The sequence below is a fragment of the Jiangella endophytica genome, from assembly GCF_003427025.1.
In the GTDB taxonomy this organism is placed as follows: Bacteria; Actinomycetota; Actinomycetes; order Jiangellales; family Jiangellaceae; genus Jiangella; species Jiangella endophytica.
Map to the genome: position 1 here is coordinate 276,873 of NZ_QVAI01000003.1, position 22,815 is coordinate 299,687.

15 protein-coding genes are annotated in these 22,815 nt (G+C 73.2%); 7 read left to right on the plus strand and 8 right to left on the minus strand.

Annotated features, from left to right (window positions below; all coding sequences use genetic code 11):
• Positions 1–278 precede the first annotated feature (278 nt).
• The 7 genes from DZA62_RS08215 to DZA62_RS08245 all read left to right on the plus strand — a co-directional run bounded on the left by DZA62_RS08215 (position 279) and on the right by DZA62_RS08245 (position 9,282).
• A complete protein-coding gene (locus DZA62_RS08215) occupies positions 279–1,751 on the plus strand; it encodes a M14 family metallopeptidase (protein WP_198663538.1) in 1,473 nt (490 codons plus the stop codon).
• Between the two features lie 139 nt (positions 1,752–1,890).
• Positions 1,891–2,556 carry a response regulator transcription factor gene (locus tag DZA62_RS08220; RefSeq protein ID WP_116948382.1) on the plus strand — a complete coding sequence of 222 codons (666 nt, stop codon included), beginning with the start codon at positions 1,891–1,893 and terminating at the stop codon, positions 2,554–2,556.
• 5 nt (positions 2,557–2,561) lie between these two features.
• Positions 2,562–3,941, plus strand: a complete 1,380-nt coding sequence (locus DZA62_RS08225; RefSeq protein WP_116948383.1) for an ATP-binding protein — start codon at positions 2,562–2,564, stop codon at positions 3,939–3,941.
• Positions 3,938–4,876, plus strand: coding sequence for a TAXI family TRAP transporter solute-binding subunit (locus DZA62_RS08230; RefSeq protein ID WP_116948384.1), 939 nt, complete (start codon positions 3,938–3,940; stop codon positions 4,874–4,876). Before DZA62_RS08225 ends, DZA62_RS08230 begins: the two co-directional genes overlap by 4 nt.
• Before the next feature lie 72 nt (positions 4,877–4,948).
• On the plus strand, positions 4,949–7,282 hold the full coding sequence (locus DZA62_RS08235) for a M14 family metallopeptidase (RefSeq protein ID WP_157987545.1): 2,334 nt from the start codon (positions 4,949–4,951) through the stop codon (positions 7,280–7,282).
• Positions 7,283–7,352: 70 nt separating this feature from the next.
• Positions 7,353–8,846, plus strand: coding sequence for a tRNA (N6-isopentenyl adenosine(37)-C2)-methylthiotransferase MiaB (gene miaB, locus DZA62_RS08240; RefSeq protein WP_116948386.1), 1,494 nt, complete (start codon positions 7,353–7,355; stop codon positions 8,844–8,846).
• On the plus strand, positions 8,839–9,282 hold the full coding sequence (locus DZA62_RS08245; RefSeq protein ID WP_157987546.1) for a VOC family protein: 444 nt from the start codon (positions 8,839–8,841) through the stop codon (positions 9,280–9,282). The genes miaB and DZA62_RS08245 overlap by 8 nt, the downstream gene beginning before the upstream one ends.
• A 143-nt stretch (positions 9,283–9,425) precedes the next feature.
• Here DZA62_RS08245 and DZA62_RS08250 read toward each other — a convergent pair whose 3' ends face one another.
• The 8 genes from DZA62_RS08250 to DZA62_RS08285 all read right to left on the minus strand — a co-directional run bounded on the left by DZA62_RS08250 (position 9,426) and on the right by DZA62_RS08285 (position 22,795).
• Entirely contained in the window at positions 9,426–13,949 is a 4,524-nt protein-coding gene (locus DZA62_RS08250) for a ThuA domain-containing protein (protein ID WP_116948388.1), read from the minus strand.
• Between the two features lie 13 nt (positions 13,950–13,962).
• Positions 13,963–14,826, minus strand: a complete 864-nt coding sequence (locus tag DZA62_RS08255; protein WP_116948389.1) for a sugar phosphate isomerase/epimerase family protein — start codon at positions 14,824–14,826, stop codon at positions 13,963–13,965.
• Between the two features lie 98 nt (positions 14,827–14,924).
• Entirely contained in the window at positions 14,925–16,142 is a 1,218-nt protein-coding gene (locus DZA62_RS08260) for a hypothetical protein (protein ID WP_116948390.1), read from the minus strand.
• Complete coding sequence (locus DZA62_RS08265; protein ID WP_198663539.1) at positions 16,139–16,951, minus strand: ABC transporter ATP-binding protein; 813 nt, start codon at positions 16,949–16,951, stop codon at positions 16,139–16,141. Before DZA62_RS08265 ends, DZA62_RS08260 begins: the two co-directional genes overlap by 4 nt.
• Positions 16,952–16,971: 20 nt before the next feature.
• On the minus strand, positions 16,972–17,982 hold the full coding sequence (locus DZA62_RS08270; protein WP_116948614.1) for an ABC transporter substrate-binding protein: 1,011 nt from the start codon (positions 17,980–17,982) through the stop codon (positions 16,972–16,974).
• A gap of 58 nt (positions 17,983–18,040) precedes the next feature.
• Entirely contained in the window at positions 18,041–18,904 is an 864-nt protein-coding gene (locus DZA62_RS08275) for an ABC transporter permease (protein WP_116948391.1), read from the minus strand.
• Positions 18,897–19,256, minus strand: coding sequence for a cupin domain-containing protein (locus DZA62_RS08280; RefSeq protein ID WP_116948392.1), 360 nt, complete (start codon positions 19,254–19,256; stop codon positions 18,897–18,899). The genes DZA62_RS08275 and DZA62_RS08280 overlap by 8 nt, the downstream gene beginning before the upstream one ends.
• A gap of 317 nt (positions 19,257–19,573) precedes the next feature.
• Complete coding sequence (locus DZA62_RS08285; RefSeq protein WP_116948393.1) at positions 19,574–22,795, minus strand: hypothetical protein; 3,222 nt, start codon at positions 22,793–22,795, stop codon at positions 19,574–19,576.
• Positions 22,796–22,815 lie beyond the last annotated feature (20 nt).

Consider the following 22,815-nt stretch of genomic DNA (forward strand, 5'->3'; position numbering starts at 1 on the left):
ACGACGTTCCCGGGACAAGCGTCAACCGTATGGCGGAGACGACCGCCTGTCATGCCCTTTGAGCTGCGGTTGAGGTCACCTCTTGGTAACGAACTGGGAACTCGTCGCGTGACCTTTCCCGGCCGTCCCGGTCACGCAGGGGCCGGGGCGGCGCCGGAACCTCAGCACCTGCTCAACACGGGTTCACCGGGCGTCCGGGCACTGCTTGCATGCGAGTGCGGGGGTCAGGAGCCAACGAGCGGCCGGGCTGCGAGGTCCGCCCCAACGAGGAGGTTTCCATGACGACGAGACGTGACCGCGTGCGCGCGGTCCTGACCGGTCTGGCGACGGCGGCGACGACGACGGCGTTGCTGGCGAGCGCGGCGACCACGGCGACGGCCGCCGAGGAGCCACCGCGGACCGGGTTCGAGCTGCGGGGCGGCGAGAGCTGGACGACGTTCGACGAGGAGCAGGCCTACCTGGAGCAGCTCGACGCGCTGACGGACCGGCTCGACATCGAGCAGTTCGGCAGCACGCTGCAGGGCCGGCCGTTGCACCTGGCCCGCATCGGCAACCCGGCGCCACCGGAGGTCGACGAGCTGGACGGCACCAAGACGGTGTTCATCGTATGCAGCCAGCACGGCAACGAGCCGGCGCCGCGGGAGATGTGCCTGCAGGAGATCCGCGACCTGGCGCTCACCGACGACCCGGAGCTGCTGGAGTTCCTGCGGACGACGACGGTGCTCGTGGTGCCGACGGCGAACCCGGACGGACGCGAGGCGAACACCCGCGGCAACTCGAACGGCACCGACGTCAACCGCGACCATCACTACCTGGAGGAGCTGGAGTCGCAGGCGATCGGCCGTGTCCTGCGCGATGTGCGGCCCACCATCTCGTGGGACGCGCACGAGATGGGCTCGCGGACGCTGGACTTCGCCATGCTGTGGCCGCGCAACCTCAACGTCGACGACCCGCTGCGGGCGCTCTCCGGCGAGCTGGCGCAGAGCATGCGCGACGTGCTCGAGGACGAGGACTACGTGGTCGACTGGTACACGTCCAGCACGGAGGGCGACGAGCGGATCTTCCGCAACGTCGCCGGCCTGCGGGGCGGAGTCGGCCTGCTGACGGAGAGCAGCACGGCCAACCCGCCGCTGGAGCGGGTCCGCATGCAGGAGCTCGGGTTCTACTCGACGCTGGACTTCGCCATCGAGAACGGCGACGGGGTGCAGGAGTCCATCGCGGCGGCCCGGGCCCACGAGCTGGTCAAGGGCGCATCGGGCGCGCCGGTCTTCTGGGGCGGCCAGGACAACCGGCCGCCGGCCCCGGACGAGATCCTGGCGCCGGCCGCCTGCGCGTACGTCCTCACCGACGACCAGCTGGCCGCGACCGAGCTGCACCGCGACCTGTTCCGGGTCGAGTCCTACGCCTCCGGACGCGGTTTCGTGCCGATGGCGCAGGAGGCCCGGCCGATCGTCCCGCTGCTGTTCGACGCCGACGCTCGCTACCCGATCGTCGAGGCGCGGCGGGAGTACCCGGACCTGCGCGGCACCGTCGTCGTCGGTGACGTCGACAGCGGTGTCCCGAACGCCACGCTCGCCGACGGCTGCACCGTCAACAACCGGGTGCAGGACGACGTGGAGTGGGCGTCGCACGGCGCGTTCGTCCGGCACGTCACCGCCGCGGTGAACGAGCTGCGCGCGGACGGCGTGCTGACCGGTCGCGAGGGCGGCGCGATCGTCCGCGCGGCGGCAGGGTCGGCCGTCGGTCATTGATCCGGAGTCACCCGTCGAGTCGCTGGACGCCGCCGAGATCGCAGCTCGGTGGCGTCCAGCTCTGTCACGACCACTGTCAGGTGGCGTGTGATATGGCATTATTTGCCGCATATCACCCCGATCCCCGGAGCGTGAATCCATGCGCGTGGTGCTGGTCGAGGACGACAATCACGTCGCGGGCGCGCTGGCCGCGGTGCTCACCCGGCACGGGTACGACACGGTGCGGGCCGAGGACGCGGCGGCCGCGCTGCGCGCCGTCGACAGCGGCACCGACATGGTGCTGCTCGACCTGGGCCTGCCCGACATGGACGGGCTGGAGCTGTGCCGGCGCATCCGCCGGGTCTCCGACGTCCCGGTCATCATGGTGACGGCGCGCTCGCAGGTCCACGCACGGGTCACGGGTCTGGAGGTCGGCGCCGACGACTACCTGGTCAAGCCGTACGACGTGCGCGAGCTCATCGCGCGGATGAGCGCCGTCGAGCGCCGTGGCCGGCCCCGGGTGGGCCCGGGCGGCGAGCTGGTCCGGGTCGGCGATGTCGTCATCGACCTGGCCGCGCGGCGCGTCGAGGCGGGGTCGCACCCGGTCGCGCTGACCAAGAAGGAGTTCGACGTCGTGGCGCTGCTGGCTCGGCACCCCGGCGTCGCGCTGCCCCGTGAGCGCATCCTGCGTGAGGTCTGGCAGACCAGCTGGCGCGGGCTCGGCCGCAGCCTGGAGGTGCACGTCGCCTCGATCCGGCGCAAGCTCGGGCCCGACGACGTCATCGAGACGGTCCGCGGCGTCGGCTACCGCCTGGCCTCGCGGTAGGCCCGGTGCGCGCCCGGCTGATCGCGGTGCTCACCATCCCGCTGACCGCTCTGCTCGTGGTGCTCGGCGTCGCCTACGCCCGCAGCCTCTCGCACGCCGGTCACCAGGAGCTGTACCTCGACCGGCTGGCCGACGCGAACCTGTTCGTCGCGACGGCCCGGCAGGCGTTCGCGGCCGGCGACCCGCAGCTGGTCGACCGCGAGCTGGACCGCTACCGCGACGTCTACGGCATCCAGGCCGCCGTGCTGGACAACTCCGGCGGCATCTGGGCGACCAACGGGCTGCGCATCGACGACCTCGAGCAACCGCGGCAGCGGGCGGTCGACGCGGCTCTGTCCGGCCGCTCCGAGAGCACGCTGGACGAGATGTCGCCGTGGTCGGCGGGGGAGCTGCTGGTGGCCGAGCCGGTGTTCGACAGCGGCGACCTGCTCGGCGTCGTCGTCACGTCGTCGAGCAGCCGGCAGCTGGCCGAGCAGCACCGGCGGCAGCTGGCGGTCCTGCTGCTCGGCGGGGTCGCGGCCCTGGCCGTCGGCGTCCTGCTGGCCAGCCGACTGGCGCACTGGGTGCTGCGGCCGGTCCGCATGGTCGACGCCGCCATGACGGAGATCTGGCACGGCCACGTCGGGGCCCGCATCGCCGGCGCGTCCGGCCCGCCGGAGCTGCGCCGCGTCGTGACGGCGTTCAACGGCATGTCGGAGAAGGTCGAGCAGCTCATCTACAAGCAGCAGGAGTTCGTCTCCAACGCCTCGCACGAGCTGCGCAACCCGCTGAACGCGCTGCTGCTGCGGGTCGAGGCCCTGGACCTGTCGCTCGGCGACACCGCGACGCCGGAGATCGAGCACGTCCGCGAGGAGGGCCGCCGGATGGCGCGGATCCTGGACGCACTGCTGATGCTCGCGCGCGACCAGGGGGTGCCGAACGCCGTCGCACCGGCCGAGCTGGGCGCGCTGGTGCGCGGCCGGCTGAACGCCTGGCGGCCGGTGGCCCGCGAGGCCGGCATCGCGGTCGCCCTGGACGCCCGCGGCGAGGTGTGGTGCGAGGTCGACGACATCGTCGTCGAGAGTGCCCTGGACGCCGTCGTCGACAACGCGCTCAAGTTCGCCCCGGCCGGCAGCATCGTCGATGTGCGGGTCGAGGCGGCCGGCGACCGCGCCCGCATCACGGTCCGCGACCACGGGCCCGGGCTCGCGCCCGAGGAGATCGACCACGTCACCGACCGGTTCTGGCGCAGCCCGCAGCACCAGAACGCCCGCGGCGCCGGGCTGGGGCTGGCCATCGCGACCGAGTTCCTCGGCTCCTGCGGCGGTCATCTCGACGTCGCGGCGGCCGACGGCGGCGGCCTCGCGGTGACGCTGTGGATCCCGATCGAGGCTCCGGTCGCATGAGACGGGTGCTGGCCGTCCTCGCCGCCGTGGTCGTCGCGGCCACCGGCTGCCTCGACGGGGCGCAGCCCGGTGCCGCGCCGGTCGTCGTCGCCGGCGGCGGCACCACCGGCGTCTACTACGCCTACGGCGACCGGCTGGCCGGTGAGCTGGCGCGGCAGCTCGGCGTCGAGGCCGGCGTGGTCGAGACGGCGGGGTCGGTGGAGAACCTCGGCCTGGTGGCCACCGGTGAGGCGTTGCTGGGCTTCACCGCCGCCGACGCCGCGGCGGACGCCGTCGCCGGCCGGGCGCCGTTCCGGGCGGCGCTGCCGATCCGGGCCGTGGCCCGGCTCTACGACGACCTCGTGCACGTGGTGGTGCCGGCCGGCTCCGACGTCACCGAGCTGGCCGACCTGCGCGGCCGGCGGGTGTCGCTGGGGGCCGTCGGCTCCGGCACCGAGGTCATCGCGCGGCGGCTGCTGGCCGCGGCCGGCGTCGACGAGAGCGAGCTGGTGGCCGACCCGCTCGGCATCGACGGGTCGATCGCGGCGCTGCGCGACGGCGCGCTCGACGCGTTCTTCTGGTCCGGCGGGCTGCCGACGCCGGGCGTGGCCGAGCTGACGCGGACGGTGCCGATCCGGCTGGTGGACCTCACGCCCGAGGTCGGCGTCCTCAGCCGCGCCTACGACGGCGTCTACCGTCAGGCTGTCGTGCCCGCCGGCTCCTATGGGATGACCGAGCCGGTCATCACCCTGGCCGTTCCCAACTTCCTGGTGACCGGTGCCGAGGCCGACGACGCCCTCATCGCGGAGGTCACCGCGACGCTGTTCGGCCGGCGGGCCGCGATCGCCGACGAGGTGGCGGCCGCCGCCCAGCTCAACGGCCGCCGGGCGATCTACACCGGGCCGGTCGACCTGCATCCGGGTGCACTGCGGCACTACCGAGAACGGAAACCCTAAGAGCTGCTCAAGTGGCTTCCGGCCGCGGTGGCCGGGCTGCTTGCGTGGTATCTCCCCGAGGAGGTCATGATCATGAGTCTCACACGACGAACGGCGCGGGTGGTGATCGTCGCGGCGGCGACGGCCGGTCTCGCCGCGGCCGGGCTGTCCGCGCAGGCCAACGACCCGTCGCCGGACCCGGCGCCGGTGCGGCAGGAACTCCCGCTGCCGGACGAGCGCGTGGTGCGGGTCCACGTCCCGGGCAGCGAGGCCCTGTACGCGATGGAGGACGCCGGGTACGACTTCGCCGGCCAGTACGAGCGGGTCCCCGACGGCGTCGTCGTCGACGCCCTGCTCACGGCCGAGCAGCTGGCCGGGCTGGACGAGTACGGCGCGACGGTGGCGGCGGAGGTCCCGGTGACGACGGCGGCACCGGCGCCGGCGCCCCGGGCGGCCACGGCGGCCGACACGGACGCCGTCGTCGTCGGCCGGGTCGACTGGTTCACCACCAAGGGCCAGGGCTTCCTCTCCGTCGAGGCGAAGTCCGACGCGCTCGACGGCGCCACCCTGACGCTGAGCTGGGACGGCGGCTCGGTGGAGCTGCCGGCCTACATCGACTCCGGCGAGTACCTCTACCACCGGGTCCTGACGAGGGCGGACGGCCCGCGGCCGGACGAGATCACCGTCACCAGCTCGCTCGGCGGCAGCTCGACGGTGCCGGTGACCGACTGGCTGCACGAGGCCGACGCCGACGTCGACCGGCCCGGCTACGAGTACGACTTCATCGACGGGTACATGAACCCGACCGAGATCTACGAGCGCCTCGACGAGCTGCACGCCGAGCACCCGGACGTCACCGAGATCGTCGAACTGCCGAACCAGTCCAACGGTTACCAGCGGCTCGCCCAGGCGGTGTTCGGCACGGCCAACGACAACCGGGTCGCCGTCGACTCGCTGGCCTGGGGCCACGAGGGCGGCAACGACATCTCCGTCGAGCTGGCCGCCCCCGGCGTCGCGAGCAGCGCGCTGGACGTCACCGTCGACGGCGACGCGGTCACCGTCCACCTCGCCACGGACGCCGCCGGCGTCGTGACCAGCACCGCCGCCCAGGTGGTCGCGGCGCTGAACGCCGAGGCGGGCACGCTGATCCGGGCCTACACGTACCGCGGCAACGCCGGCGCGGGCGTCGTCGCCCCGGCCGCGCCGACGCTGCTCAGCGACTTCCTGTCGGCGCCGAACTCGGTCGAGCGCGGGCCGTTCCCGCTGCGGGCGCTGCGCATCGGCGAACACCGCGACGGGTCGAAGCCGGGCGTGCTGATCATCGCCCAGGACCACGCCCGCGAATGGGTGACGCCGCTGGTCGCGCTGGAGGCGGCCGAGCGGCTGCTGGCCAACCGCGACAACGACCCCACGACCCGGCGGATCCTGCGCAACGTCGACATCCTCATCGTCCCGTCGAACAACCCCGACGGCGCGCACTACAGCTTCTTCGACCGGGCCGGCCAGCGCCGGAACATGACCAACCACTGCCCGCTGACCGGGTCGGCCGACGCCAACGCGCGCGGCAACTGGGGCGTCGACCTCAACCGCAACTACCGGGTCGGCTCGGCGGTCGACGGCTACGACGGCGCCTCGTTCTCCTGCACCAGCGACACGTACATGGGCCCGGACAAGCTGTCGGAGCCGGAGACGCGGAACATCGTCTGGCTGGCGGACACGTTCGACAACCTGAAGTTCTTCATGACGGTGCACAGCTACGGCGGCCAGCTGTTCTGGCAGCCGGGCGCGTACATCGCGGACGGCCGCGTCACGACGCCGCGCCCGCCGCTGCGCGACGAGACGTACTACTGGGACATGGCGGAGGAGATCCTGTCCAACGTCAAGGGCCTGCGTGACACCGTGGTCCAGCCCGGCAACGTCGGCGGCTCGTCCGACGTCCTGTACTCGTCGGCCGGCAACGTCCGCGAGGACCTCTACTTCAACTACGGGATCTACGCGTTCGGCTGGGAGATCGGCGGCGTGCAGTGGAACCCGGAGACGGGTGGCTGGGACTCCGGCGGCGGCTTCCAGCCGGCCTGGCCCGAGGCCCACCAGCAGTACCAGGAGTACGCCAGTGGCGTGATCGAGATGTTCGAGATCGCCGCCGACTACGCCGCCGACCGGCAGCCGGCGACGACCCGCCTGGTGCAGGAGCGCCAGCCCGACGGCACGGTGCACGTGACGTTCGAGCCGAGCGAGCCGGCGTCGATCCACTACACGACCGACGGCAGCACGCCCACCACGGAGTCGCCGGTGTACGAGGCGGCCGCCATGCGCGAGCCCGGCGAGGTGATCGAGGTGTCCGCCACGACGACGTTCCGCTGGATCTCCGTCGATGTGAAGGGCCACCAGGAGAACGCCAAACGCTTCACCGTGCGCGTGCGGTAAGGAGCGAGCGGGGTTCGGGGGCGCCGGGGCCCCCGAACCCTGACCGGCGAGCCACTATCCTGGTGGCGACATGAACGCGCGCACGTATGAGGTTCGCACCTACGGGTGCCAGATGAACGTCCACGACTCCGAGCGGCTGGCCGGGCTGCTGGAGGACGCGGGCTATGTCCGCGCCGGTGACGAGGCGACGGCCGACGTCGTCGTGCTCAACACGTGCGCGGTCCGCGAGAACGCCGACAACAAGCTGTACGGCAACCTCGGTCACCTCGCGTCGGTGAAGGCCGGCCGCGACGGCATGCAGATCGCCGTCGGCGGCTGCCTGGCGCAGAAGGACCGATCCGAGATCACCCGCCGGGCGCCGTGGGTCGACGTCGTGTTCGGCACTCACAACGTCGGCTCCCTCCCGGCCCTCCTCGACCGCGCGCGCGTCGAGGAGGAGGCGCAGGTCGAGATCGTCGAGGCGCTCGAGACGTTCCCGTCCGACCTCCCGTCGCGGCGCGAGAGCCCGTACGCCGCCTGGGTCGCCATCAGCGTCGGCTGCAACAACACCTGCACGTTCTGCATCGTGCCGGCGCTGCGCGGGCGCGAGCGCGACCGCCGGCCGGGCGACGTCCTGGCCGAGGTGCAGGCACTGGTCGCCGAAGGCGTCATCGAGGTCACGCTGCTGGGCCAGAACGTCAACGCCTACGGGGTCGAGTTCGGCGACCGGTACGCGTTCGGCAAGCTGCTGCGCACCGTCGGCGCCGTCGACGGGCTGGAGCGGGTCCGGTTCACCAGCCCGCATCCGCGCGACTTCACCGACGACGTGATCGAGGCCATGGCGTCCACGCCCACCGTCATGCCGCAGCTGCACATGCCGCTGCAGTCCGGCTCCGACAGCGTGCTGCGGGCCATGCGCCGCTCGTATCGGCAGGAGCGCTACCTCGGCATCGTCGATAAGGTGCGTGCCGCCATGCCGCACGCCGCCATCACCACCGACATCATCGTCGGTTTCCCGGGCGAGACCGACGCCGACTTCGAGGAGACGCTGCACGTGGTCCGCGAGGCACGGTTCGCGTCCGCGTTCACGTTCCAGTACTCCAAGCGCCCCGGCACCCCGGCCGCCACCATGGACGACCAGGTGCCGCCCGAGGTCGTGCGCGAGCGCTACCAGCGGCTGGCCGCACTGGTCGAGGAGGTGGCCTGGGCCGAGTCCCGCGCCTTCGTCGGCCGCGAAGTCGAGGTGCTGGTCGCCGAGGGCGAGGGCCGCAAGGACGGCGCCACCCACCGGCTGTCCGGCCGGGCCCGCGACAACCGCCTGGTGCACTTCTCCGTCCCGTCCGGTGCGGCTGCGCCGCGGCCGGGTGACATGGCGACGGTGCAGGTCAGCTACGCCGCGCCGCACCACCTGGTGGCCGACGGTCCCACGTACGAGCTGCGACGCACCCGCGCGGGCGACGCCTATGAGCGGGCCACGACGGCGCCGGTGGCGGCCGCGCCCGGGGTGCTGCTGGGTATGCCGACGGTGGGCGCGCCGGCCCCGCTGCCGATCGCCGACGCCGCGCCGGTCTGCGGGCATGCCTGACGGTTCGGTCCTGCGCGCCGTCGACGCCGTCGTGGTCCGGGTGCCCGATCTCGACGCCGGCCTGGCGTTCTACCGCGACCAGCTGGGGCACGAGCTGCTCTGGCGGCACGACGCGATCGGCCAGGCCGGGCTGCGGCTGCCCGGCGGCGAGAGCGAGCTGGTGCTCGCAACCGACGTGCCGCCCGGGCCGGTGTGGCTGGTCGACGCGGTGGAACCGGCCCTGGCACAGGTCGTCGACGCTGGCGGGACGGTGGTCTCGCCGCCGGCCGACGTCCCGGTGGGCCGGGTCGCCGTCGTCGAGGACCCGTTCGGCAACGCGCTGGTGCTGATCGACCTGTCCCGCGGCCGCTACCGCACCGATGCCTCCGGCCAGGTGACCGGCGTGGCGCCTCCGTCCGCGCCCGCGCCCCCGCCCCCAACCCCAACCCCACGTTGATCTTGGAGTTCTTCGGCCATCTATCGGACATTTCGCCCGGATTGGCCGAACAATTCCAAGATCAACGTGGGGCGGGGCGGATGAGGCCGAACCGGCCGGCGACGGGACGCTGCGGATCGTCCCGCCGCCGGCCGAGCTCTGGACTACGCCGCGCCGTCGTCGACGAGCAGGGCGAGGATCCGCCAGTAGTTGCCGGTCGGACTCGACAACCGCAGGTCCACCGTCCGGCCCTCCGTGCCGCCGTCGAGCGTGAACTGCTCCCAGGCGTACGACCCGGTCGGCAGCGTCGCCCGCGCGGGCACGACCACCGCCCCGTCCGCCTCGACGACGAACCCGGAGGTCGAGAAGTCCGGGTCGCCGGTCAGCAGCGACACCGTGTGCGGCCCTGGCGGCAGCGCCACCCGCAGGACGCCCGGACCCCGGTTGTCCAGCACGAAGTCGCGCCGCAGCGCGTCCGGGCGGCCGCGGTCGCGCTGCAGCGGCGCGCCCGTCACCCAGCCGTACCCACGCTCCGCGCTCCACGCGTGCGACGGCGCGAGCCGGGCGTACGACTCCAGCACCGGGCTGGTGTCCGAGCCGCCGTCCAGGGCCAGCACGAGGTCGTCGCCGTGCGGGACGGCGTACGTGCGGGCAGCAGGCGCCCCGGCCACGACGACGCCGGTCGCGGTGACGGACGCGGTCAGCGTCGCCTCGGCGAGCGGCCCGGCCGTGACGCCGCCGGCCGGCGCGGTGACCGGCACCTCCAGCGTCGCGGACCCGCCGGGCGGCACCGTCGCGGTCGCCGAGCCGGCCGTCCACCCGGAGGGCACGGTCACGGTCGCCGTCACGTCCGCGGCGGCAGCCGAGCGGTGGTTCGTCACCGTCACCGACGCGGCCGACGACCGGCCGGCGAACAGCGGCGCGCCGATGCTCACCGCGTCGGCCGACACCGCCGGCCGCACCACCACCGGCGCCGACAGCGCAACGGTGACCCGCTCGCGGCCGACGTGGGCGTACCCCGCCGATCCGGTCAGCGCGACCTCACCGGGCGTCGCGCCGGCCGGGACCGCGACGTCCCATGCTCCGGTCAGCGTCGCCCCGGCGGCCAGCGACGTCGCCGACGTCGGACCGGCCGCGACCGCCTGCCAGCCCTCGGGGAGGTCGAGCGAGACCGCCGGGGACCGCACGGCCGCGGTGCCGCCGTTGGTCAGCGTCGCCGTCACCCGGGCCGTCTCGCCCGCGGTGATCGCGCCGCCGTCCACCGCCAAGGTGGCGCTGACGCCGTCGACGGTGCCGATGACGCCCTCGAGCGCGGCCGCCGCCTCGTCCAGCGGAGTCGCCAGCGCGGCGGGCAGCCCTCGCCCGGCGACCCACTGCCGGGTCTGGTTGACGAAGATCAGCGCGCGGTCCAGCGACCGGGCGAACGCCGGGTCGTCGGTCGCGGTGTCCATCGCCAGCGTCAGCTCGCGGTCGATCCGCTCCTCGGCGCTCGCCACGTACGCGGCCTGCTCCTCGGTCAGCTCCACCGCGTCGGCGGCGGCCGCGAACTCCCGCACCGCCGCCCGCGCCGCGCGGACCCCGTCGAGCAGCGTGTGTCCGAACCGGAACGAGTCGACGTTGAACAGGTAGTCGTCACCGGGCTCGTTGGTGAAGACGAGGAACAGCTCGTGGCTGCCACCCGGGTCCTCGACCGCGATGTCGGCCTCCTCGAACGCGTACGCGCCGCCGGTCGGTTCCAGCCGCCCGCTGCCGACCACCGGCCCGTCGACGGCGTCCAGCCGCACCGTCACCGTCCCGCCGGTCCCGGCCGACGCGTACCGGAACGTCAGCCGGTTCACGCCGCGCAGGTTCACCGGTTCGTAGGACAGGTGGTCGCCGTGGCCGATCTGGCCGACCATCCGGTTCCCGGTGCCCTCCTGCGTGTCGTAGAGGACGACGTCGCTCGCGGACGTCCAGTGCTCGGCCTGCTTGTGCCGCGGTTGCAGGATCGCCGAGTCGCCGCCGGTCAACGGCTCGACGCCGTCGCCGCCCCGGTCGGTGTACGTCGAGTCGACGATGTAGAAGATGTTGTCGGCCTCGTCGTGACCGTCGTCGACGATCGTCTCGATCTCGCCGGTGCAGCCGGTGTACTGCTCCAGCGGGTGACCGTGCTGGTCGTGCCCGAGCGCCGGCTGGGTGACGACGTCCTCGCAGTCGACGCCGCCGCCGCTCACGCCGTCCTCGGCGTCGTCGACCCGCACCTCGAACGGCACCGGCTCGCCGAAGTCGAAGACCTGCCCGTCCAGCGGTTCGACCAGCTCGACCTCCGGCCGGGTGTTGCCGGCACTGATCGGCACGTTCGCCACCCCGGTCCGTCCGGTCGGGTCGGTGACGACGAGTTGCGCGGTGTAGTCGCCGTTGACGGTGTAGGTGTGCGACGGGTTCGGCTCGGTGGAGTCGACGACGCCGTCGGAGTCGAAGTCCCACGCGTAGGTGATCTCGTGCTCGTCCGGGTCGCCGGAGCCCGCGCTGCTGAACCGGACGGCGAGCGGCGGCTGCCCGGAGGTGGGGTCGGCCGACGCCCGCGCCACCGGCGACCGCTCGCCAGGCTGGGCGTAGTTGATCTTGTAGATGCCGGAGTCGGTGTTCGGGTCGCCGCGGCCGGAACCGCCGTAGTTCGAGCCCCACTCGATGACGTACAGCGAGCCGTCCGGGCCGAACTGCAGGTCGATCGGGCGCAGGAACTCGACGCCGGGCAGGAATCGGTTCATGATCGCCGGCTGGCCGTCCTCGTCCAGCTGCACCTCGAAGATCGCGTTGCGGGTCCACTCGGCGATGAAGACGGTGTCGTCGTAGTACTCCGGGAACTTCGCCTCCGACGGGTTGTCGCCGTCGAAGTGGTACGTCGGGCCGCCGATCGCCAGCCGCCCGCCGGTGCCCAGCTCCGGGTACTCCGGCGTGAGGTCGTACTGGTACGGCAGCCAGGCCGGCTGGGCCGGCGGCAGCTGGGTCAGGCCGGTGTTGTTCGGCGAGTCGTTGACCGGGCCGCCGGCGCAGTCGTACAGCGGGCCCGACTCGCCGGTGGCGAAGTCGTGGTCGTTGTACGCCTGGTTCGCGCCGATGCAGTGCGGCCAGCCGAAGTTGCCGGCGGTGCGGGCCTGGTTCCACTCGTCGTAGCCGCGGCTACCGCGCGCCGGGTTGTCCACGCGGGCGTCCGGGCCGACGTCACCCCAGTACAGCCAGCCGGTCTCCTGGTCGACGTGGATGCGGTACGGGTTGCGCAGCCCCATGACGTAGATCTCCGGGAGGGTGTTCTCGGTACCGGGCGGGAACAGGTTGCCCTCGGGGATCGTGTACGTGCCGTCGTCCTCCGGGTGGATCCGCAGGACCTTGCCGCGCAGGTCGTTGGTGTTCGCCGACGATCGCTGCGCGTCGTTGTACTCGAACCCGGGCCGCTCGTCGGTGGCGCCATAGCCGCCGCAGCACGGCGAGGCGTTGTCGCCGGTCGCGACGTAGAGGTTGCCGTCGGCGTCGAAGTCCATGCCGCCGCCCTCGTGCGCGTTGACCTCGCGCTGCGACGGCAGCTCGAAGATCGTCACCCGGGACCCGGGGTCGATGGTGCCGGTGGCCTCGTCATAGGTGAACCGTGCGACGACGGTGTTCTCCTCGTCCCGCGGGGAGTAGTACAGGTAGAGCCAGCGGTTGGTGGCGAAGTCCGGGTCCAGCACGATGCCGTGCATGCCGTGCGTGTGCTCGACCAGTACGTCGAATGTCGCAGCCAGCTCCGTCCGTGCCGTCGCCGGGTCGTACACCTTCACGTCGCCGCCGCGCTGCACGTAGAAGACCCGGCCGGTGTCGTCGATGTCCATCGCCAGCGGGTCGTCGGTGTTGCCGTCGAGCTGGACCTTCTCGAAGTTGTGCTCCGATGTCGCGCCGCAGTCGCCCTCGGCCACGCCGGCCGCCCACTGGATGCCGCCGAGCAGGTGCTGCACGAACAGCGGCTCGTCGGTGAACGCCGACGACGCGTGCCCCATCCCGGTGTACCAGGACCGGCCGCCGTCGAAGTTCTGGCACCAGCTGATCGGGTGGTCGGCGCCCATCCGGTGCCCGCTGTAGGACGTCGAGTCGTAGCTGGCCAGCACGTGGACGTCGCCGCGCGGGTTGGTGACGAAGTCGTACGGCTCCTCGGTGCGGGTCCACTCCTGGGGCAGGTGGTTGGTCGATGGGTGCACGGTGTCGTCGACCTCGACCTCGAGCTCCTGGACCGCGGGGTGGCTGAGGAAGAACGCGCCGACCAGCTCGCCGTACCACTCCCAGTCGCGCTCGGTGCCCGACGCGGAGTGGATGCCGACGTAACCGCCGCCGGCCTGGATGTAGCGCTCGAACGCGGCCCGCTGCTCGGCGTTCAGCAGATCGCCGGCCTGGGGCGTCGAGTTGGTGTTGTTGAAGATCACCACCTCGTATTCGCCGAGCGTCTCGTCGGTGAAGTTCCCCGGGTCGTCGGAGACCGTGACGTTGAACCCGTGCTCCTCGCCGAGCTGCTCGATCAACGCCTGACCTGCGGGGATGGAGTCGTGGTAGAAGTTCGTGACGCGCGAGAAGACGAGCGCGTCGAAGCTCTCGTTCGCCGGTTCCTCGGCGGCGGTCGCCAGGCCGCCACCGGTGAGCGCCGAGGCCGCCAGGACGGCGGCCAGCCCTGCTCGGAGCATGCGCCGCCTCCCGTCAGAAGCGCAGGTCGCGGAGGTACCGGAAGCTGTTGCGGGCCGTGCTCAGCTCGTCCGCCGGGTTGTCGTGCTCGACGAGGAACTGGCGGACGCCGCCGCGGTGCGCGTGCTCGAACATCGCCGCGAAGTCGAGCGTCCCGGAGCCGACGTCGGCGAACCCGCCGCCCGGCGCCATGTCCTTGACGTGCAGGGCGGGGAACCGCGCGGGGTGGCGGACGAAGTAGTCGCCGGCGTCGTAACCGCCGCGGGCGGCCCAGTAGACGTCGAGCTCGTAGCCGACGAGGTCCGGGTCGGTCTCCTCCAGCAGCACGTCGTAGAGCACCCGGCCGCCGTCGGTGCGGAACTCGGCGTCGTGGTTGTGGTGCAGGACCTTCAGCCCGTAGGTCGCGGCGACCGCGCCGGCCCGGTTGAACTCCGCCGCGGCCCGGCGGATGCCGTCGAGCGTGTAGAGCGAGCCGGGCAGGCTGGACGTGACGACCCAGTGGCCGCCGAGCGTCAGGACGTCCTCGCAGGCGCCCTCGAGGTTGTTCGTCAGGCGGTCGTAGCCGACGTGCTCGAGGACCGCCTTCAGGCCGGCGGCGTCGAGCATGGCGCGGATGGCGGCCGCGCTGTGGCCGTGACGGCCGCTGACGCCGACGGTGGCGTAGCCGATGCCGGCGAGCGCCTGGACGGTGCCGGCGAAGTCGACGGCGAGGGAGCGGCGCATCGTGTACAGGTGCATGCCGATCGCGGGGCGGGGGATCGGCCGGCGGCCGCTGCCGGCGGCGGCGGGGAGGACGCCGGCGGTCGCCGCTCCTGCGGCGAGGGCGGTTGCGGCGGTGGTGCGCAGGAAGGCACGGCGCTCGATCAGGCGTCGGGACATGGGGCGACTCCACCTTTCGTTGTTCGACGATGAACTTCTCGCGGTGGTAAGCGCTTTCCGTGTGTTGCTCGTACCGTAACGGCGGGGCACGGGCCGAGTCAACGGCTCGGGCGGATCCGGTGATATCCGTGCATTCCGGCCGTGCACAGGACGGCCGCGGCGAGGCCGGCGAGCGGGGCGCCGGGCACGCCGGCGATCGTCAGCACGACGCCGAGCGTGGCGGCGGGCAGCCACATGGCGGCGCTGACGGGGCGCGGCGGGCGCCGCTGCCGCCGTCGCACCCGGGCCTCCCAGCCGAGCGGGACGACGAGCGGCGGCAGCACCGCGGCGAGCACCGTCAGCCAGGGGAGCAGGGCGTTCTCGAACCCGGTGAGCGCCAGGGCCAGCCCGGCGACGCCGATGACCGCCGTCGCCGCCCGGTCCGGCAGCCGTTGCCGGTGCCCGCCCGTCGGGTGGGCAGCCCCACCCAGCCGGGCGGGCACCACCGACTGCAGCGCCAGACCGCCGGAGTGGAACGCCGTCAGGCACGGCGCCGCCACCGCGACCACCACGAGTGCCGTCCCCAGGTCCGACGTGCGCAGGTGCGCCACGAGGTCGGCGGAGTCGCTGCGCAGCGCGATCATCGTCCCGGCGGTCGCCGCGACCAGCGTCGGCAGCACCAGGATCGCCGTGCAGGCCCACAGGTCGCCGCGGCCGCGCAACCCGGCGGTGAAGTCCGGTGCCCGCAGCCCGAACACCGCGACGTACCCGACGAACACGGCGATGTCGGTGAGCAGCGTCGACGAGGTGCCGAAGCCGGCGTCCAGTGGCGGCTCACCGGCGGGGGAGCCGTGTGTCGCGATGACGACGATCAGCGCGAGCGCCGCCGCCGTCGTCACCAGGGCCAGCGCGTTCCAGCGATGCTGGCCGGCCGCCGCGATCGCCAGCAGCGGCAGGCCCAGCACCACCACGCCGGCCCACTTCGGCACGTTCAGCAGCGACCCGAGCGCGGCGCCGCCCAGGCCCGCGTTGAAGCCCAGCCAGCCGGCCATCGCCAGCGCCATCAGCGCACCGACCACCGTGCGGTCGCCGCGCGGCAGGTACGCCTCGAGCAGCTGCGCCAGCGGCCGGCCCTCGCCGTACGGTGGCCGCAGCCCGAGCCGTCCCGGCACGAGCAGCAGCACCGTCATCGCGACGCCGCCGGCGAGCAGCGCGCCGACCGGCACGGGGCCGTCGTGCCGGTCGGCGATTCCGGCTCCCAGCACCAGCGCCGCCGGCCCGGTGCCGATCGCGAGCCACGCGCCGGCGGTGTTCCACCAGCGGCGCTCGGGCGTCATCCGTGGTGGCCGCTGGCCCCCAGCAGCACCCGGATCTCGCGCGCCAGCTCCTCGAACGTCGAGCTGGACATGGTGGCGCCGTAGTCGCGGACCGCGGGCAGGTCGACGTCGTAGACCCGCTCGATGCGGCCCGGTCGCGGCGTCATCACGACCACCCGCTGGCCGAGGTAGACCGCCTCCGCGATGGAGTGCGTCACCAGCACGACCGTCGTGCCGGTCTCCCGCCAGATGCGGTGCAGCTCGACGTTCATGTGCTCGCGGGTGAGCGCGTCCAAGGCGCCGAACGGCTCGTCCATGAGCAGCACCGGGGGCTCGTGCAGCAGCGCCCGGCACAGCGCGACCCGCTGCTGCATGCCGCCGGACAGCTCGTGCGGCAGCGCGCTCTCGAACCCCGTGAGTCCGGTCAGCTCGATCAGCTGGTCAGCCCGCGCGGCGGCCTGGCGTTTGTCCATGTTGCGCATCTCGGCCTGGAGCAGGATGTTCGCCCGGACGCCGCGCCACTCCAACAGTGCGGCCCGCTGGAAGGCGAAGCCGATCTCGCGCTGCGGCCCGGTGACCGGGTTGCCGAGCAGGCGGACGTCGCCGCTGCTCGGCGGGACCAGCCCGGCGACGATCTTCAGCAGTGTCGACTTGCCGCAGCCCGACGGTCCGACGATGCTGACGAACTCGCCCGCCTCGACCGACAGCGAGACGTCGGTGAGCGCCGTCGTCCGCTTCCGTTTGCTGGTGAACGTACAGGTGAGGTCCGTGATGTCGATGGTCGTGGCCGCGCGCTGCTCGCCGGCGGCCGCCGCAGGCTGTGTCGTCATGGTCTCCGGCATCTCCGTGCTCACCCGGCCTCGCTGAAGGACGACTCCCAGTAGGTCCCCGGGTCGCCCGGGTCCGACAATGAGCCGGCGTCGGACAGCAGGTCGATGGTCTCCTGCCACTGCTCCTCGGTGTTGACGCCCGGCGTGCCGGCCTCGTCCAGGCGGAGCAGGCCGATGCTCTGCTCCAGCTGGGCACGCAGCACCTCGGCGGGCGGGGTCTCGTCGGCGCCCTCCTCCATGGCCGCCGCGGCGCCGTCCAGGTCCTCCGCGGCGGCCTCCCAGGCTCGCGCCGTCGCCCGCACGAACGCCTCGGCCAGCTCCGGGTTCTCGTCGATCGTCTTCTGGTGCGCGATGATGCCGGTGCCGAGCAGGTTCATGCCCCAGTCGGTGAACAGCAGCGCGTCGACGTCCTTGCCACTGAGGTCCTCGATCGTCGGGCCCTGGTCGTGGAAGAAGCCCATGATCGCGTCGGCGCGGCCCTCGACCAGCGCCGCGATCTTGCCGGACGGGTCGACGTTGACCACCTCGACGTCCGCCGGATCGACCCCGTTGAGCTCCAGCCAGGCCGGGAACGTCGCGTACATCGCGTCGCCCGGTGTTCCCGCCACGACCTTGCCGACCAGGTCGGCGGGCTCGCTGATGCCCTGGTCGGTGAAGAACTCCACCGAAGCCGGGCCGGTCTGCAGGAAGACGCCGAGGCTCTTGATCGGCATGCCCTCGGTGATGCCGTTGAGCAGCGGCGGCGTGTCGGCCCAGCCGAAGTCGGTCTGCGACTGGGCGACCTGCTGCACCGTCGTGCCGGAGCCGCTGCCCGGCTTGATCTCCAGGTCGATGCCCTCCTCCTCGTAGATCCCCTCGGCGACGCCGTAGTAGAACGGCGCGTGCTCGCCGTACGGGACCCAGTTGAGGGTCAGGGTCACCTCGGTCAGGTCGCCGCCGTCGCCGTCACTCGCGGCGGTGGTGTCGTCGCCACCGCAGGCGGACAGGACGAGGAGTGCCACGGCGGAGGTGGCCAGCAGGCTGCGTCGCATGATCGGCCCTTTCATGAGTGCGTCGATGCGGGGTTCATGACGGGATCGGGACTGGTGCTCATGACGTGGTGAGGGGAACGCCCTGCCGCCGGCTGGCGTGCCAGGGGATCAGCAGCTTCTCGGCCACTTCGACCATGACGAACAGGACGACACCGAGGGCGGACATCAGGATCAGGTCGGCGAACAGCAGCGACGAGTTCAGGTTGCCGCTGGCCAGCAGCAACACGTATCCGAGCCCTTCGTCGGCGCCGACGAACTCGCCGACCACCGCGCCGACGACGGCCAGCGTCACGGCGACCTTCAGGCCGGACAACAGGTGCGGCAGCGCGTTCGGGAACCGGATCTTCCGGAAGGTCTTCCACCGGCTCGCGCCCATCGTCGCGGACAGGTCCAGCAGCTCCGGATCCGTCGATCTCAGGCCCGCGACGCCAGAGACCACCACCGGGAAGAAGGCGATCAGCACGGCCAGGATGACCTTCGGCATCGGCCCGAACCCGAACCAGACGACGAGGATCGGCGCGATGGCGATCTTCGGGATCACCTGCGCGAACAGGATCAGCGGATACAGCGCCTTCTCCAGCGTCGGCGAGTACACGATGAGGACGGCGGCCAGCATCCCGATCGCCGCGGCGAGCAGGAAGCCCAGCACCGTCTCGTACGTCGTCACCCACGTGTGCCGGGCGAGCATCTCGCGCTCTTCGATCAGCTCGTTCGCCACGTCGCCCGGCGCGGGGACCAGGTAGGCGGGGAACACCTCGGCCGCAGTGATCGCCCACCAGCCGAAGACCAGCAGCACCAGGAGGAGCGCGGGTCGCCAGACGGCGTCGAGGAGCTGGATCACTCGCTGGGCGGCGGTGCGCCGTGCGGGCGCCTCGTCGGTCTCTGGTGCGGGCGGCGCGGCCCGGGAGATCACCTCAGGCATCGAATACTGTCCTCGTCGTCGGGCTGGTCGCTGGGGGACTGGCGACGACCAGCGCGCGAAGCTCGCCGATCGCCCGGTGCCGGGTGCCCGGCGGGATCGGGAAAGCGCTCAGCGGGCCGGCCGGGTGCGCGACGCCGTCCAGCTCCACCTGGCCCTCGCCCTCCAGGACCACGTAGAACTCGGTGGCCTTGCGGTGGTAGTGGCTGGTGGCGGCTTCGACGTCGAGCAGATGGACGCTCGCCGTTCCCGGCTCCACGTCGACGAACGCGCGGCGGGTCTGCCCGCAGGAGCACGCGCGTGGCTGGATCGCATCGAGCCTGGCTGTGGCGGGTGCGGTCGAGGGTGCGGCCATTCGCGCCTCCTTGCGGAAGTACGTCAATGGAAAACGCTTTCCTGTGGCGGCCGACGTTACCCGTGCGCCGCCGAGATGGTCAAGAGTCCGGTCCGTCTTGATCGTCCGGATGCCTGACGAACGCGGTGACGGGCGGTTTCGTGGCGGGCGCAGGAGGGCGCAGGAGGGCGCAGGAGGGCGCAGGCGGGCGCAGGGTGAGCGGGTGCGGTGCGGTGCGGGTGCGGGTGCGGGTGCGGGCGTAGGGCGGATCGGCGGTCTGCGGGGCCTTGGGTCGCGGGGGCGGCGGCCGGGCGAGTGCCTCCGCCCGGCGCCGAGGTTCAGCCGGCGGGTGGCGCGGGAGGAGGCGGCGTGCCAGGCGGGACGCCGACCACCCGCACCGGCGTCCGCCGCCGAGCCGACGCCGGCCGAGCCGACTCCGGCGGGGGTGGCGGGGGAGGAGGAGGCGGCGGCGGAAGCTCGGCGCCGTTCACGGTCCTGGCGGTGACCCTGGCCGCATCGGGCCTCGACCGGTCCGGCCGCTCGCGCTTGCGTGCCGGCTTCGGCCGGTCGGTTCTGCCCGCCGGCATCGGCGTCGGCTGGTCCGGATCGGCTGCCGACGTGTCGTTCGACGGCTTCGGAGCCGTCGCGTCCCGATCGGCGCGGGCCGAATCCGATGCCAGCCGGGCGAGCCGACCCCGGACTCCGTCACGCAACCGCCGGCCCCACCCTGAGGCGGCGTCCTTCGTCGCCTTCGGCGTCGCTGGTTCGGGGGTCACGGGCTTCGGGGTTGTGGCGGCCGGGGTCGCGGGCTTCGGGGTTGCGGGTTCCGGGGTTGCGGGTTCCGGGGTTGTGGCGGCCGGGGTCGCGGGCTTCGGGGTTGCGGGTTCCGGGGTTGCGGGTTCCGGGGTTGTGGCGGCCGGGGTCGCGGGCTTCGGGGTTGCGGGTTCCGGGGTTGTGGCGGCCGGGGTCGCGGGCTTCGGGGTTGCGGGTTCCGGCGTCGCCGGGCGGGTCCGCTCGTCGATGCGTGGCACGGATCCGCCGCCCTTGCCCCGCGCCGGTTTGTCCTTGCGCGCTGGCTTGTCGTTGCGCGCCGGCTCGCCCGGCGGCTCGGGGCGCCGGCTCTTCGGTGCGGCGCCGTTGCGCTGCTCCTCGCCGGGCTCGCGCTGCTCGTCCAGCCGCTCGAGCCGGATCACCGTCAGCCGCCGCAAGGCGTCGCGACGGGCCCAGGGGACGACCTCCTGGGCATCGTGCGGGAGAGCGGCATCCTCGGCCGGAGCCGCCGGCCGCTCGTCGAGCTCGTCCAGCCGCGACGTGGTCAACCGGCGCAGCGCGTCGCGGGCCCGGACCCAGGCCGGCCCACTCTGCTCCTCGCGTGGCTCGGGCTTCTGCTCCTGCGGCGGCGGCTCTTGGTCGAGCTGCTCCAGCCGCGATGTGGTCAACCGGCGCAGGGTGTCGCGGGCGCGGACCCAGTCGGGCCCCTTCTGGTCGTCCTGTGGTTCCTCGACGGGTCCTGGCGGAGCCGCCTTGGTGCGGCCGAACGCCGCCCGGAGCCGCGTGCGCCATGGCGTCGCCGGCTCGGCGTTTCCGGTGTCGGACTCGGTCGGCTCGTTCGTGGTGCCGGTGTCGGTCGGCTCGTTCGTGGTGCCGGTGTCGGCCGGCCGGTTCGTGGTGCCGGACTCGGTCGGCGGCCGGTCCGGCCACGACGCGGAGATGCGATGGCTCATGGCCCGGCGCAGCTCGAGCTTCGAGCGGCTCGGGCCGGTCTCGGTGGCCGGCTGTTCGGCCGGTTTCGGGTCGTCGGGCTTCGGCTCGGCGGGCGTCTGCTGGGTGGGCTTCGGCTGGGTGGGCGTCGGCTGGGTGGGCGTCGGTTCGGTCGCCGCCGCGTCGGCTTCGGACGTTCGGCGGGTGGCGGCGAGCCTCCTGGTGAGAGCGTCGCGGAGCTGGGCGCGGGACCGCCCGGCGCGGGTGCTCTCGGTCTGCGGTGCCGGTTGCCGTCGGCCGCCGAGCTGTGCCGCGTCCGCGGCCTCGGCGGGCGGCTCGGCTGCGGGCTCGGCCGGCGGTCCGGCCGGCGAGTCGGCCGGCGATTCGGCGGGCGGCTGCGCAGCAGGCGGCTTCGTGCGCGTGCGCGGCGCGCCGAACGTACGGCGGATCACGCCCGACGGGCGAGTCGCCGACTGAGCGGCGACGCTCTCGGACCGCGCCTGGAGCTCGCGCTCCTGCACCGGCTCCGGTTCGCTCTCTGGCTCCAGCCGCGTCACGAGCTCGGGTCGCTCCGACGATTCGGTCCGGGTGGACGGCACGGGCTGGAGGTCCGGCTCGGCGTGTGCGGCCTGCGTCGGCTGGGCGGCGGGCTCGGATTGCGCTGCTGGCTCGGCCGGCGTCGCGGGCTCGGGACGAGACGCCGGCTCGGACCGCGGGGCTGGCTCGGTCTGGGCAGCCGGCTCGGCCAGGGTCGCCGGCTCGGCCAGGGTCGCCGGATCGGAGCCAGCGCCCGGCTCCGGATGCGTGGCCCGGTCCAGCTCGGCCGACCGTTCAGACGGCGCCGATGGCTCCTGAACCGGCATCGCCGAGACCGAGGAGCCGGCGGGTTCGTGCCCGTCTCGTCGGGCATCCGGGTGGGAAACGGCGAGTGCTGCGGTGCTGGTCGCCGCCCCTGCCGCGACCTCCGCAGTCTCGTCGTCGGCGACCTCGCCGGCGGCGGCCACGCCGGAATCGGCGGACGCTCCATCAGCGGCCCCGCTGACCTCGGCCCGACCGTTCGTGGTGGGACTGATCGTGGTTCGACCGGCCATCGCATGGGTCGGCGCAGTCGGCGCGGCCGTCGTCGGATCGGTCGTGGCCCGATCGGCGGTCGCCGAGCCGGCCGGGGCCGGAGTGGCCGTCGCCAGGTTCGCATCAGCCAGAGTCGCCGCCGCCGGATCAGCCGCGGCGGGACTGCTTGTCGCTGGGCCGAGCGCGAGTGAAGGGGCTCCACCTGCCGCATCGCCGGCAGCCATCCCGCCGGCCGTCACCCCGCGGGTCGCCACGCCGCCCGCCGCCACCCTGCTGGTCGCCGCCAGCCCGGCGATCGCCGGCCGCTGCCGCGGCCGGACCGGGCCGAACCGGCGCCGCATCGCGACCCGCAGCCGCACCCGGGCGCGATCCGCGATGGCCAGCGTCGCCAACGCTCCCGTCGCCGCCACCACGAGGGTCGCTACCGCGCGCAACTCCGTCGGGACCCGGGTCAGCGGCCCCCAGCCTTCGAACGTCCCCAACGCGGCCAGTCCGGCCAGGACAGCCGCCACCACGATGCCGCCGCGATGCGGGCGCGGGACCTCCGGCTGGGGCTGCGCCTCCCAGGCGATCAGCCCGCCCATCGCGGCCAGCGAGAAGCCGAGGACGCTGCCGAGTCCGCCGAGGTCGGCGAATCCCATGATGAGGCCCGCGGTCACCAGCAGCCGCGTGGGCAGTCCGGCGGCGTCGCGGCGGCGCGCCGGGAGCCAGGCGATGATGCAGCCGAGGCCGAGCAGCAGCACCACACCGGCGGCGGTGAGGAGGAGGCTGTTGTCGGCGTCGAACATATCCGACATTCGACCATGAA

Excerpts from the sequence above, each read along its gene's own strand:
- DZA62_RS08270 (WP_116948614.1), bottom strand. The coding sequence starts at position 17,982 with ATGCGACGCAGCCTGCTGGCCACCTCCGCCGTGGCACTCCTCGTCCTG.
- DZA62_RS08265 (WP_198663539.1), bottom strand. The coding sequence starts at position 16,951 with ATGACGACACAGCCTGCGGCGGCCGCCGGCGAGCAGCGCGCGGCCACG.
- DZA62_RS08235 (WP_157987545.1), top strand. The coding sequence starts at position 4,949 with ATGAGTCTCACACGACGAACGGCGCGGGTGGTGATCGTCGCGGCGGCG.
- DZA62_RS08280 (WP_116948392.1), bottom strand. The coding sequence starts at position 19,256 with ATGGCCGCACCCTCGACCGCACCCGCCACAGCCAGGCTCGATGCGATC.
- DZA62_RS08220 (WP_116948382.1), top strand. The coding sequence starts at position 1,891 with ATGCGCGTGGTGCTGGTCGAGGACGACAATCACGTCGCGGGCGCGCTG.
- DZA62_RS08285 (WP_116948393.1), bottom strand. The coding sequence starts at position 22,795 with ATGTTCGACGCCGACAACAGCCTCCTCCTCACCGCCGCCGGTGTGGTG.
- DZA62_RS08250 (WP_116948388.1), bottom strand. The coding sequence starts at position 13,949 with ATGCTCCGAGCAGGGCTGGCCGCCGTCCTGGCGGCCTCGGCGCTCACC.
- DZA62_RS08255 (WP_116948389.1), bottom strand. The coding sequence starts at position 14,826 with ATGTCCCGACGCCTGATCGAGCGCCGTGCCTTCCTGCGCACCACCGCC.
- DZA62_RS08245 (WP_157987546.1), top strand. The coding sequence starts at position 8,839 with ATGCCTGACGGTTCGGTCCTGCGCGCCGTCGACGCCGTCGTGGTCCGG.
- DZA62_RS08260 (WP_116948390.1), bottom strand. The coding sequence starts at position 16,142 with ATGACGCCCGAGCGCCGCTGGTGGAACACCGCCGGCGCGTGGCTCGCG.
- DZA62_RS08275 (WP_116948391.1), bottom strand. The coding sequence starts at position 18,904 with ATGCCTGAGGTGATCTCCCGGGCCGCGCCGCCCGCACCAGAGACCGAC.
- DZA62_RS08230 (WP_116948384.1), top strand. The coding sequence starts at position 3,938 with ATGAGACGGGTGCTGGCCGTCCTCGCCGCCGTGGTCGTCGCGGCCACC.
- DZA62_RS08215 (WP_198663538.1), top strand. The coding sequence starts at position 279 with ATGACGACGAGACGTGACCGCGTGCGCGCGGTCCTGACCGGTCTGGCG.
- miaB (WP_116948386.1), top strand. The coding sequence starts at position 7,353 with ATGAACGCGCGCACGTATGAGGTTCGCACCTACGGGTGCCAGATGAAC.